Here is an 11,820-nt window from a genome sequence, read left to right on the forward strand (position 1 = left end):
TTCGCAACCTTCAACGTTGCGAAAGTGGCTTTCACAACCTCCTTGACCAGCGGAGAGGCGACTTCGCCGAGACCCGTACCTAGGCGCAATGAAGGGGGCCTTCACGTACTTCGAGCGTCAGGCGACTTCGCTCAGATGGCCCGTCTTGACGTCGTAGACGAAGCCGCGCACGTTGTCGGTGTGCGGGAGGAAGTCGCTGCGCCGGACTCGCTGCACCGACCGGCGCACGCTGTCCTCGACCTCGCGGAACGCCTCGACGGCCCACGTCGGACGCAGTCCGGAGGCCTCTTCGAGCTCGTCCTTGAAGTCATCCTCGGTCACCATCGAGAGGCCGCACTCGGTGTGCTGGACGATCAGCACCTCACGCGTGCCCAGCTTCCGCTGGCTCAGCGCGAGCGAGCGGATCATGTCGTCGGTGACGACACCGCCGGCGTTGCGCAGGACATGAGACTCACCCTGCAGCAACCCGAAGATCTCGAACACCCGGATACGGGCGTCCATGCAGGTCAAAACCGCCACCTGGAGTGATGGCCTCGGGGACGAACGGTCGCCAGGAGTGACGTCGCCGAGCTCCTGGTTTCGCTTGAGAAGTACGTCAATGGAGGTCACGTGACCATTTGAACGGACACACCCGGTCAGAGCAACGCTTTACGGGTTACATCACGGCCCGAACCAGCGTTCCTCAGCCGTTCGGGGTGGTGCCGACGTGCGGCCGACCCGCAGTTCCGTCTGCAGGGTGATGACCTTCGGCCCGACCCGGTCGGCCGAGCTGAGCAGCAGCTTGCCCGCCGCCTTGCCCTTCTCGAGCACCGGCTGGTGGACCGTGGTGAGCCCGGAGCGTTCGGCCTCGGTGATGCCGTCGAACCCGGTGACCGTCAGATCCTGCGGCACCCGCAGCCCGCGGCGTTCCGCTTCGGCCAGCGCGCCGAGCGCGAGGATGTCCGAAGTGCAGATCACGGCTGTGACCTGCGGATACGCGTCGAGAAGCTGGCGCGCGGCGGACGCGCCGTCGTCCACGGTGTGGTCGAAGCGCTCGACCACCGGCACCGTCGCCCAGTCGACCCCGGCCGCCGAGAACGCGGCGGCCAGCGCCTCCAGCCGGATCCGCTGGACGTGGAAGTGCGCGGCGCTCTGCCGCTGGATGGAGACGAAGTCGTCGTTGCGCTCGCGGGCCAGCCGCATGCACAGCACGCCGATCTGGCGGTGACCCAGGGAGATGAGGTGTTCGGCCATGGCGGTGACCGCGGCCGCGTCGTCCGGGCCGACCCGGTCGACGCCGTCCACGCGCGGCTGATCGACTATCACCGTCGGCACCGGGCGCTCCAGCACGGCGCCCAGATGCGGGTCGTCGTCGGGCACCGAATAGACGACGAAACCGTCGACACCGGCGCGGTGCACGGCCGCGACGTCCTCCCTGCCCGGGCTCGCCGGGACCAGGTGCAGGCCGACGCCCGCGTCTTCGCACGCCAGCGCGAGCCCTTCGAGCACGCCGACGGCGGCCGGGTCGCGGAAAGCGTAGGAGAGGTTTTCGGTGAGCAAAAGACCGACAGCGCCGGCCTTGCGCGTCCGCAGTGACCGGGCCACCGGGTCCGGGCCCGGGTAACCGAGGCGCCGCGCGGTCTCGAGAACACGGCGGCGCAGCTCAGGGGACAGCTGGTCGGGTCGGTTGTAGGCGTTGGAGACGGTGGTCCTCGACACACCGAGCTCTGCGGCCAACGACGCCAGTGTCGCCTGCCTCCTGGTGCGGATAGGACGGCCCATCCGCAAACCGTAACGGTTCAGAACGTTTTGCAGAAGCATCACCCGACGTGTGGCAGGTCTCGATTCAGAGTGACCCTGGGTACAGCTCACACCTGGACAGCGGGTTCTGTCAGCCGTATGGGGTACAGTTGAATCTGACAACGGTTTCCATTACCCGGCATCTGGGACACCTGGCCTGGGCATCCGCAGGAGTGCAGTAAATGAATTCCCGCCGTACCAAGAGTGTTTTCGCGGCCGTGTCGGCCCTGGCCGTCCTCGCGCTGGGCGCGACGGCTTGCGCGTCGAGTGACAAGGCGTCGACGGGCTCCGGCTCGCAGAACGCGTCCGCCGCGGATCCGGGCGGCGAGAAGATCAAGGTCGTCGCCTCGACCGACGTCTGGGGCAGCGTCGTGACCGCCGTCGGCGGCGACAAGGTCGAGGTCACCTCGATCATCCACGACCCCTCGGCCGACCCGCACTCCTACGAGACCACCGCGAGCGACGCCATCGCCGCGAAGAACGCGAAGCTGACGCTGTCCAACGGCGGCGGCTATGACGAGTTCTTCTCCAAGCTCGCCGACCAGGCCACCGGCGCGCAGAAACTGGTCGCAGTCGACATCGCCGCGACAGGCAACGAGAACGAGCACGTCTGGTACAGCCTGCCGGGCGTCGAGAAGATCGCCGACCAGGTCGCCGCGAAGCTCGGCGAGATCCAGCCCGTGTCGAAGGACGCCTTCACCGCCAACGCGACAGCGTTCAAGGGCAAGACCGAAGAACTGCTGAAGAAGGTCTCCGGGCTGGGCACCTCGGGCAAGGTCGTCGCGACCGAACCCGTCGCGCACTACCTGCTCGAAAGCGCCAAGGTCACCGACGCGACCCCGCCCGCCTTCGCCGCGGCCGTGGAAGCCGAGCAGGACGTGCCCGCCGCCGCGCTCAACGAGGTCAAGCAGCTGATCTCCGGCAAGCAGGTCAAGGCCCTGGTCAACAACGCGCAGACCACCACCCCGGTCACCCAGCAGGTCGTCGGCGACGCCAAGAACGCCGGGATCGCCGTCGTCGACGTCACCGAAACACTTCCCCAGGGTGTGACCGACTACATTGCATGGATGACCAAGGCAGTCGACGCGCTGGCGGGAGCGTTGAAGTAGTGAGCTCCGTACCTGCCGAGGCGCGTCCCGCGGTCCGTGTCCGCGGGGCGAGCCTCGCGTTCGGGGCCAGGACCCTCTGGTCCGGGCTCGACCTCGACGTCGAGCCCGGTGAGTTCCTCGCGATCCTCGGGCCGAACGGCTCCGGGAAGAGCAGCCTGCTCAAGGTGCTGCTCGGTCAGCAGGGACTGCCCGAGGGCACGGTCGAGATCGCGGGGCGGCGCCCCGGCGGGCAGAACCGGCGGATCGGCTACATCCCGCAGCAGCGCGCCCTCGACGAGGGCCTGACGATGCGCGGGGTGGACCTGGTCGGCCTCGGCCTGGACGGGCACCGGTGGGGCACCGGGCTCTTCGGGATAACGAAGCGACGTCAGCTGGTGGCGCGGGCGATCGAGGCCGTCGGCGCCCAGGCGTACGCGAAACAGCCGGTGGGGCGGCTTTCCGGCGGCGAGCAGCAGCGGCTCCGCGTCGCGCAGTCGCTCGTCGGGGACCCCGAGGTCCTGCTGTGCGACGAGCCACTGCTCTCCCTCGACCTCGCCCACCAGCGCGCGGTCAGCGAGCTGATCGACGAGCGGCGGCGTTCGGCCGACACCGCCGTCCTGTTCGTCACCCACGAGATCAATCCGATCCTGTCCTATGTGGACAGGGTGCTGTATCTGGTGAACGGCCAGTTCCGGGTCGGCAAGCCGGACGAGGTGATGAACTCGGAGACGCTGTCCGAGCTGTACGGCACGCGGATCGAGGTGCTCAAGGTCGGCGGGCAGATCCACGTCGCCGGGGCGCAGAGCGCGCTGTGCGAGGACGAACCCCACCACATCGACGAACAGGCTTCTTGAGACCGTGGACAAGATGTTCGACTTCGCCCTGACCGGCGAACTTCTCGGCCTCGACTTCGTACAGACCGCGCTGCTCGCGGCCGCCGTCCTCGGCCTGGTCGCGGGCGTGCTCGGCCCGCTGGTGGTCATGCGGCGGATGTCGTTCGCCGTGCACGGCACCGCCGAACTGGCCTTCACCGGCGCGGCGGGCGCGCTGCTGCTCGGTGTCGGCGTCGAACTCGGCGGCCTCGCGGGCGCGGTCATCGCCGCCCTGCTGATCGGGATCCTCGGCGGCCGCGAGTCCGAACGCGACTCCGTGATCGGCGTGATCCTCGCCTTCGGCCTCGGCATGGGCGTCCTGCTGCTGTCGTTCTACGAAGGCCGCAGCGCCAACAAGTTCGGCATCCTCGTCGGGCAGATCATCACCATCGACTCGACCAACCTGAACCTGCTCGTCGGCGCCTCGGTCGTCGTCCTGGTGGTGCTCGCGGTGATCTACCGGCCGCTGCTGTTCGCCACGGTCGACCCCGCTGTCGCGACGGCGCGAGGTGTCCCGGTGCGGCTGCTTTCGCTCATCTTCGCGGTGCTGGTCGGGATTTCGAGCGCGCTCGGCGTGCAGATCGTCGGCGCGCTGCTCGTGGTGTCGCTGATGGTGACCCCGGCCGCGGCGGCCGCGCGGGTCACGGCGAGCCCGTGGAAGGCGACCGTGCTGTCGATCGTGTTCGCGGAGATCGCGGCGCTCGGCGGGATCATCCTGTCGCTCGCGCCAGGGAAGCCGGTGAGCGCGTTCGTCACGACGATCTCGTTCGTGATCTACCTGGTCTGCCGCCTCATCGCGTGGCTGCGCGGCCGGAGTTCGCGGGTCCGCGTCGAGCCGACGGCGACCGCGCAACCCGCCCTGCGCTAGCGGATCGGGTGCTCGGCGAGCGCCTTCTTGACCGCTTCGAGGAAACCGGGATCGATGAACGCGAGCTGGCCGCCGGCCACACTGCGTTCCACGGCTTCGAGGACCACGACGTTCGCGTTCACGAAAGCGTCGACGGCCTCGGCCTGCGACGTCTTCTGGGTGAAGTGCGCCAGCATCGTCAAGTTCGTGAACGCGCCCGAGAGATACCGCGAAGACGCCTTCGTGAACGAGTCGCCGTAGATCAGGATCTTCTCGTCCACGGTCCCGATCAGCGGGCTCGCCGTGCGGTACACCGGCTTGTCGATGTCGCCGTTCGGCTCGCCCGCGCGCTCGACCACGCCGTCCGGACGGAGGCTGTAGAGCGTGTTCGTCTTCGTGCCCTGCTTGCTGATCAGCGGGGGCAGGTCCGCGACGGTGTCGTACTGGCCGACCGGCACGCTCACCCAGGTGCGCGTGACCCCCGGTTTGATCGCGTTCGCGATGGCGCGCGTCATCACCAGTGCGCCCTCGTCGGCCCAGTGCGTGTCGTTCGACGGGTAGATCGGCCGCTGCACCCGGCCCTCGGACGCTTTCAGCTCGGGCCGCAGGTCGATCGCGCGGGCGTCCTTGAGCATCCGGTGCCAGGTGGTCGCCTCGGCCGACCGCGAGCAGTCCTTGCCGGGGTAGGTGTCGGGCAGGAACTGCGGGACCATCGTCGACTTGTCCGGTGCGACGACGAGTTCGAACCGCCGCCCGGACTGCTCGACCGCGCGCCGCAGCTCGTTGATCTTGTCGATCGTCTCGGGCAGCGGACGGGACGGATCGCATTTCGCGTCGGCGTCGTAGCCGTAGTACAGCCAGCCGTCGCGACCCTGCACGACGCGGCGATAGCCGGACGCGGCGTTCGGCACCGGGCCCTGGGTGGGCGCTGTCTTGGACGGCGTGGGCGCCGGCGGCGCGGGGATCGGGCCCGCCTGCTGCTGCGGTGGCGGCTGGTCGAGCGGGGCGCCCTCGCCGAAGACGCCGCGGCTGATCGCGTCGGCGGCGGCGATCGCGCCCGGCCGGAACGACAGCTGGTCGATGGCCCAGGCGGGCATGTCGGTGAAGAAGCCCCAGCCCTTGTCCAGGCCGGGGAAGCTCGCGAGCTTGTGGTTCTCGATCTCGCCCGGGCGCACGCCGAACACCCACAGCAGGGCCGGGGTGGTGAAGAACAGCAACGCGCTGATCAGCGCGGTCAGCTGCCTGCCACCGTGGCGGGGACGGTGCAACGCGTGCTCACGCGGAAGCCACGCCTCGTGGACGGCTGGCAGCTGCTGGGGTTCGGACGCCACCCCTCCACCGTAATCACCCCGTGTCTCCCTCACGTGAGAACTCCTCACTTCCGCCCCGCCCAGATCGCGTTTAGCCCGCTAAACGCAGGTCCCCGGTGCGTGGCGCGCCCGCCCGCCGGGATCGCGATTAGCCCGCTAAACGCAAGTGCGGCCGCCCGGGACGCGGCCGACGTGCGCCCGAGCCCGACGGGATCGCGTTTAGCGGGCTAAACGCGATCCGGACACACCGCCACTCCGAGCCCCCACGCCCGCGCGGACCTGCGTTTAGCGGGCTAAACGCGATCCGGGCGTCAGTGGAGCATGAGGAGGACCTGGAGCTCCCCGACCAGGAAGCCGATAAGGCCGCCGACCGCGATGAGCTTCCACTCGTCCTGCCGGAACGCCGGCCGCAGCAGTCCCTCGAACTCCAGCGGCGTCAGCCCGAGCATCCGCCGCTCGACGATCTTCGCGACGTCCATCGCCTCGGTCAGGTAGCCCTCGGCGTGGCGGATCGTCGGCGGCAGCCGCTCCAGCGCCTTCCGCGCGGCCGCCTGCTTGATCTCCTGGAGCCGCTGCCCGCCGACGGCCATCGCGACCATCGGTTTCGCGGCGCCCGCCTGTTCGTCGACGGCCTGCGCGACGAGCCGCTCGACCAGCGCGTACAGCCGGTCCGACCGCGGCCCGCGCAGGACGGCGTCGAGCAGGTTCGGCACGGTGAGGATCTCGTTCGCGATCATCTCGCCGTACTGGTGCGCGACCTCGGCCCGCCGCCGCTGGAACTTGCCCTGCAGGATCACCCGGCCGACCCGCACCGGCTCCCGCGGCACGAAGATCAGCTTGATCGCCAGCCAGTCGGTGAACAGCCCGATGCAGCCACCGAAGATCGGCAGCACCCACGGTTCCTTCGTCACCGCCCAGACGATTGCCTGCACGACGCCGAGCCCGAAGCCGAAGTAGATCCCGGTGCGCGCGATGAACGCCATCTCCGGCCGCGACGTCTCGCGGATCAGCCGGACGAGCAGCTTCTTGTCCCTGGTGAGCCGCTGCACGGTCATGTGCTGGAAGTCGAGCACCTCGTCGAGATTCTCGGTCATCTCTTCCATGAACTCGCGCACCAGCCGCGGTGTCGACGCCTGGACCTGCTTGATCAGCAGCTCCTGCGCCATCGTCGGCATGACTTCCCAGAGCCTGGGATGGTGCTTTTCGAGCACTTCGCGGGCGACTTCGTCCACGGCCCGCAGCAGCGGTTGCTCGATCTCGCGCGTGATGATCGCCGGGTCGATCCGGCGGAAGACCTCTTTGACGTCCAACAGGTTCGACGTCAGCAGCTCGGTCGCGACGGCCGCCATCCGCCCGCCGTGTTTCGGCACCACGCCCTGCCATCCGAGGAACGGTTGGACGCCGACGAATTCCAGCGGTTTGAACATCATCTCGATGGCGACGCGTTTGGTGACGTAGCCGATCAGCGCGGCGATGAACGGGATCGCGGCGTAGAGCCACCAGTGCCGCGCGAGGTCGTCGAGGACAGCGTCCATGGGACCTCCTCGCCCGGGTGGGATGGGAACCGTATCGGCTGGCCGTCAGTGAAGCAGCAGAAGCACCTGAAGTTCACCGACAAGGCCGCCGATCACCGCGCCGACGGCGATCAGCTTCCACTCGTCCTGCCGGAACGCGGGGCGCAGCAACTGCTCGAATTCGAGCGGGTTCAGCCGCCGCATTCTGTCCACAATGGTGTTCCGGACGTCGAGCGCGTTGACCGCGTAGCTCTCCGCGTGCCGGATCGTCTCGGGGATCCGCGCCGCCGCCTTCGCCGCCGCCGTCTGCTTCATCTCCTGGAACTTCCTGCTCCCGACGGCCAGCGCGACGAACGGTTTGACGACGCTCGCCTGCGCGTCGATGGTCCGTTGCACCTCGCGGGTGATCATCGTGAACAGCTTGTCCGATTTCGGCCCGCTCAACACGGCCTCTAGGAGGTTCGGGATGGTGATGATCTCGCGCGCGATCATGTCGCCGTAGTCGGCGGCGACCTGGTCTTTTCGCTTCTGGAACACGCCTTGCCAGGTGTAGAAGCCGAAGAACCGTTTCGGTTCGCGCGGCAGGAAGATCATCTTCAGGGCGATCCAGTCGGTGAACCAGCCGATGCCGATGCCGAACAGCGGCAGCACGATCGGCGACTTCGTCAGCGCCCAGACGAGCAGCTGCACGCAGCCGAGGGAGAATCCGAACACGATCCCCGACCGCGCGATGAACCGCATCTCCGGTCGCGAGATGTCGCGGATCAGCCGGTTCAGCAAGGCTTTGTCGCGGACGAGGTTCGTCACGACCATGTGCTTGAGGTCGAGGACGTCCTCGATGTTCTCCGCGATCTCGCCCATGATCTTCGTGATCGCGCGCGGCGCTTCGGCCTGTACTCGTTTGAGCAGCAGCTGCTGGGCGGTGTTCGGCAGCACTTCCCACAGCCGCGGTTGATACTGCTCCATCACCTCGCGGGTGACGTCCTCGACGATCCGCAGCAGCGGTTGTTCGATCTCCTTCGCGACCTGCGCCGGATCGAGCCTGGCGAAGATCTCCTTCGGATCGACGAGGTTGTTCGTCAGCATCTCGGTGGCGGTGGCCGCCATCCGCTCGGCGTTCGCCGGCAGCACCCCCTGCCAGCCGAGGAACGGTTTGACGCCGACGAATTCCACCGGTTTGAACATCATCTCGATGGCGACGCGTTTGGTGACGTAGCCGATCAGCGCGGCGATGAACGGCATGCTGACGTACACCGGCCAGTGCTCGCCGAGGTCGGCGATGACGGCGTCCACTTGAGCCCCTCCCGCGTCTCGCTTGAGGGGAACCTATCCGCCTGTCCTCAATGGAGGAGTAGCAGGACCTGAAGTTCACCCACGAGCCCGCCGATCACCGCGCCGACCGCGATCAGCTTCCATTCGTCCTGCTGGAAGGCGGGACGCAGGATCCCCTCGAACTCCAGCGGGGTCAGCTGCTGCATCTTCGTGACGATGGTGTTGCGGACGTCGAGCGCGTCAGTGGCGTAACTCTCCACGTGTTTCACCGTTTCGGGGAGATACGCGATCGCCTTCTCCGCCGCGGCCTTCTTCATCTCCTGGTACTGCACGCCGCCGACGGTCAGCGCCACCAACGGTTTCGCGATGCTCGCCTGGGCGTCGATGGTCCGTTGCACCTCGCGGGTGATCATCGCGAACAGCTTGTCCGATTTCGGCCCGGTGAGCACGGCCTCCATCACGTTCCGCACGGTGAGGACCTCGTCCGCGATCAGCGCGCCGTAGTCCTTGGCGACGGCCTGGCGGCGTTTCTGGAACATGCCCTGCCAGCCGAAGAACAGGAACCGGCGAGGCTCACGTGGGTAGAAGATCATCTTCAGGGCCAGCCAGTCGGTGACGAACCCCGTGACGAAACCGAAGATCGGCATGATCAACGGCTGCTTCGTCAGCGCCCACGCGACGAACTGGACCAGGCCGATGACGAAACCGAAGTAGATGCCGGACCGGGCGATGAAGCGGAGTTCCGGGGTCGCGACCTCCTTGATCAGGCGGCAGGTCAGCGATTTGTCCCGGACCATCGCGTTGATCAGCATCTCGTTGACGTCGAGGACCTCGTCGATGTTCGTCGACACCTCGCGCATCAGCCGCGCGACGACCTTCGGCGCCTGCGCGCGGACCTGGTCGACCAGCATCCGCTGCGCCCGCGTCGGCAGCAGCTCCCAGAGCCGGGGCTGGTATTGCTCCATCACCTCGCGGGTGACGTCCTCGACGGCCTTGAGGAGCGGCTCCTCCAGCTCCTTGACGACCTCGTCGGGATCGAGCCGGGAGAAGATCTCCTGCGGATCGACGAGGTTCTTGGTCAGCAGGTCGACGGCGGTGGTCGCCATCCGGCGCGAGTTGGCCGGGATGACCCCCTGCCAACCGAGGAACGGCTTGATCCCGACGAACTCCAGCGGCCGGAACATCATCTCGATGGCGACGCGTTTCGTGATATAGCCGATGAGCGCGGCGATGAAGGGCATCGTGGCGTAGACGTGCCAGTGCTCGCGGATGTCTTCGAGGATCGCCGAGATGTCCAACCGGGCCTCCCCTGCTTACGACCTGTCAACAATGCAGGATGCCATGTGACCGGCCCACCGCACGCCGAGTGCAGCCGTTTGGCGGTACTGCCTGACGGGCCCAAGCTCATTAAGGTGTCCGCCATGGTCGCTCCTGAGAAGACGGCGCCTCAGGCGCCCTCAGCGAAATCGTCCCAGTTCGCGGGCGCTGTCCGCGGTTACGACAAGCGTCAGGTCGACGAGCGGCTCGCCGAGCTGTCGACCGAACTCAAGCAGGCCTCACGCAACCGCGACGAGGCCGTGGCGACCGCCGGTGAACTCACCAAGGCGCTCGGCCACGCCCAGAAGGAACTGGACGAGACCAAGGCCGCCCTCGTACGGATGAGTTCGAGCCCGTCCGGCGCCGGCGCGATGGCCGAACGCGTCCGGATGATGATGCAGCTCGCCGAGGAGGAGATCGCCGACCTCAAGGCCGCCGCGGACGCCGACGCCAAGTCGACCCGGGCCGAAGCGGACAAGTACGCCCACGAGACGCAGCGGACGAGCGAAAAAGCGGCCAAGGACGCGCAGGCCGAGCGGGAGAAACTGCTCGCGGACGCCAAGGCCGAGATCGAGCGGCTGAACTCCGAGGCGGCGCAGAAGCGCAAGGAACTGGACATGGAGAGTGTCCGGACCCGCGCCGCCGCGGACAAGAAGGCCGAGGAGGCTTCGGCCGCCCGTCGCGCGGAAGCGGAGAAGGCGTCCTCGGACAAGATCGCGGAGGCCGACCGGGTTTCGGCGGACAAACGTGCGGAAGCCGAGCGGATCTCGGCCGAGAAGATCGCCAAGTCGGAGAAGTCTTCGGCGGAGGACATCGCCGCGAAGCAGGAGCAGGTCGCGGAGGCCCTCACCGACGCGAAGACCCAGCAAGCCGAGGCTCAGCAGGCCCGGAAGCTCGCGCTGGAACTCCGGTCGAAGGTCGCCGATCGGCTTTCCGCCACCGACGTCGCCGTCCAGGAGGCCATCAAGCTGCTGGCACCCGCACCCGAGGCCGCGGCGTCCAAGCCGGAAGCGAAACCGGCTCCTGCCAAGCCAACCGGCCCGCGTCCTTCTTGAGCCATCGTGATCCTGGCCAAAGAACGCCTGGCGGTCTGCGAATTCGCTCGCCGGATGACCGCCGACGGACTCGTGGTCGGCACGTCCGGAAACCTTTCCGCGAGGCAGGGTGAGCTGATCGCGGTGACCCCGACCGGGGTCGGCTACGCGGGCCTGCGGCCGGAGGACGTGCCGGTGGTCCGCCTCGACGGCGAGATCGTCGACGGCTCCCTCAAGCCCACCAGCGAACTCCCGATGCACCTCACGGTGTACCGGCAGGCGGCGGATCCGGACGGCGAGGCGATCTCGGCCGTGGTGCACACGCATTCCGTGCACGCCACGGCCGTCTCCACCCTCGTCACCGAGGTGCCGCCGATCCACTACATGCTCGCCGCGATCGGCCCGACAGCCCGTGTCGCGTCCTACGCCACGTACGGCACCGAAGAACTCGCCAAAGCCATGCTGGAGGCTTTGGACGGCCGCCGGGGCTGTCTGCTGGCCAACCACGGCACCACCACCTTCGGCGACAGTCTCGACTCCGCGTACAGCCGGGCGCGGCAGCTCGAATGGGTCTGCCAGGTCTGGCTGACGGCACGGGCGGCGGGAACACCGAACCTGCTCCCGCCCGCCGAAATCGAGCACGTCGTGGAGAAACTCCGCGGCTACGGACAGCGCTGAGCCGCTTAGGGCGTGTTTCACAAGTCGAGTTCGCGGTCTTCGCGCCCAGGTGACTCCTGACGGCACGGGCGGATGCGCCCGAGTACGACCCGGTACGAGGCCGATCCGC

Annotated in this window: 11 protein-coding genes; 5 read left to right on the forward strand and 6 right to left on the reverse strand. The window is 67.9% G+C overall.

Annotated elements, in window-relative coordinates; genetic code table 11:
- Positions 1–117 precede the first annotated feature (117 nt).
- On the reverse strand, positions 118–609 hold the full coding sequence (locus ACFWMR_RS40190; protein WP_093935400.1) for a beta-class carbonic anhydrase: 492 nt from the start codon (positions 607–609) through the stop codon (positions 118–120).
- 51 nt (positions 610–660) lie between these two features.
- Positions 661–1,761, reverse strand: coding sequence for a LacI family DNA-binding transcriptional regulator (locus tag ACFWMR_RS40195; RefSeq protein WP_005165317.1), 1,101 nt, complete (start codon positions 1,759–1,761; stop codon positions 661–663).
- 200 nt (positions 1,762–1,961) lie between these two features.
- Between ACFWMR_RS40195 and ACFWMR_RS40200 the strand changes: the two genes are divergently transcribed.
- Genes ACFWMR_RS40200 through ACFWMR_RS40210 form a run of 3 tightly spaced genes read left to right on the forward strand, consistent with a single transcriptional unit; the run spans position 1,962 to position 4,607 of the window.
- Entirely contained in the window at positions 1,962–2,888 is a 927-nt protein-coding gene (locus ACFWMR_RS40200; protein ID WP_378382187.1) for a metal ABC transporter solute-binding protein, Zn/Mn family, read from the forward strand.
- Positions 2,888–3,721 carry a metal ABC transporter ATP-binding protein gene (locus ACFWMR_RS40205; protein ID WP_378382188.1) on the forward strand — a complete coding sequence of 278 codons (834 nt, stop codon included), beginning with the start codon at positions 2,888–2,890 and terminating at the stop codon, positions 3,719–3,721. The genes ACFWMR_RS40200 and ACFWMR_RS40205 overlap by 1 nt, the downstream gene beginning before the upstream one ends.
- Positions 3,722–3,725: 4 nt before the next feature.
- The gene (locus tag ACFWMR_RS40210; protein ID WP_093935397.1) at positions 3,726–4,607 is read left to right on the forward strand and encodes a metal ABC transporter permease; all 882 of its coding nucleotides are present in this window, start codon (positions 3,726–3,728) and stop codon (positions 4,605–4,607) included.
- On the opposite strand, the gene ACFWMR_RS40215 is transcribed toward ACFWMR_RS40210, so the two are convergent.
- The 4 genes from ACFWMR_RS40215 to ACFWMR_RS40230 form a co-directional block, all read right to left on the reverse strand.
- Positions 4,604–5,917, reverse strand: a complete 1,314-nt coding sequence (locus ACFWMR_RS40215; RefSeq protein ID WP_093935396.1) for an alginate O-acetyltransferase AlgX-related protein — start codon at positions 5,915–5,917, stop codon at positions 4,604–4,606. The genes ACFWMR_RS40210 and ACFWMR_RS40215 overlap by 4 nt on opposite strands.
- Before the next feature lie 290 nt (positions 5,918–6,207).
- On the reverse strand, positions 6,208–7,431 hold the full coding sequence (locus tag ACFWMR_RS40220) for a DUF445 domain-containing protein (RefSeq protein WP_378382189.1): 1,224 nt from the start codon (positions 7,429–7,431) through the stop codon (positions 6,208–6,210).
- A 45-nt stretch (positions 7,432–7,476) separates the two neighbouring features.
- Positions 7,477–8,703 (reverse strand): DUF445 domain-containing protein, encoded by a 1,227-nt coding sequence (locus ACFWMR_RS40225; protein ID WP_378277480.1) that lies wholly within the window; start codon positions 8,701–8,703, stop codon positions 7,477–7,479.
- 47 nt (positions 8,704–8,750) lie between these two features.
- On the reverse strand, positions 8,751–9,980 hold the full coding sequence (locus tag ACFWMR_RS40230; RefSeq protein WP_378277478.1) for a DUF445 domain-containing protein: 1,230 nt from the start codon (positions 9,978–9,980) through the stop codon (positions 8,751–8,753).
- A 123-nt stretch (positions 9,981–10,103) separates the two neighbouring features.
- Here ACFWMR_RS40230 and ACFWMR_RS40235 point away from each other — a divergent pair, with 123 nt between their 5' ends.
- Entirely contained in the window at positions 10,104–11,054 is a 951-nt protein-coding gene (locus ACFWMR_RS40235; RefSeq protein ID WP_378382190.1) for a hypothetical protein, read from the forward strand.
- 6 nt (positions 11,055–11,060) lie between these two features.
- Complete coding sequence (locus ACFWMR_RS40240; protein WP_378382191.1) at positions 11,061–11,711, forward strand: class II aldolase/adducin family protein; 651 nt, start codon at positions 11,061–11,063, stop codon at positions 11,709–11,711.
- Positions 11,712–11,820: the final 109 nt, after the last annotated feature.

Origin of the sequence: Amycolatopsis thailandensis (assembly GCF_042723255.1) — a bacterium.
Classification (GTDB): domain Bacteria; phylum Actinomycetota; class Actinomycetes; order Mycobacteriales; family Pseudonocardiaceae; genus Amycolatopsis; species Amycolatopsis thailandensis.